The 244-nt window shown below is 53.3% G+C and carries 1 tRNA gene and 1 rRNA gene; both read left to right on the top strand.

From position 1 onward, the window contains the following. Window positions 1–86: ribosomal RNA gene (locus tag SB773_RS34000) — 16S ribosomal RNA — on the top strand; the annotation flags it as partial. Between the two features lie 83 nt (window positions 87–169). Beyond that, a tRNA-Ala gene (locus SB773_RS34005) sits at window positions 170–242 on the top strand. Window positions 243–244 lie beyond the last annotated feature (2 nt).

Raw genomic sequence — 244 nt, forward strand, 5'->3', positions numbered from 1 at the left:
GCCAGCCGCCGAAGGTGGGGTAGATGACTGGGGTGAAGTCGTAACAAGGTATCCGTACCGGAAGGTGCGGATGGATCACCTCCTTTCTATGGAGCATTACACAGATTGCATTCTTTCCGGTTTTGAGGGTACATCACTCTCGTCTTATAATCCCTTTTCGGGTTATAATGGGGCTGTAGCTCAGTTGGGAGAGCGCCTGCCTTGCAAGCAGGAGGTCATCGGTTCGATCCCGTTCAGCTCCACC

It is taken from the genome of Bacillus sp. SIMBA_074 (assembly GCF_046534555.1).
Taxonomy (GTDB): Bacteria; Bacillota; Bacilli; order Bacillales; family Bacillaceae_G; genus Bacillus_A; species Bacillus_A mycoides.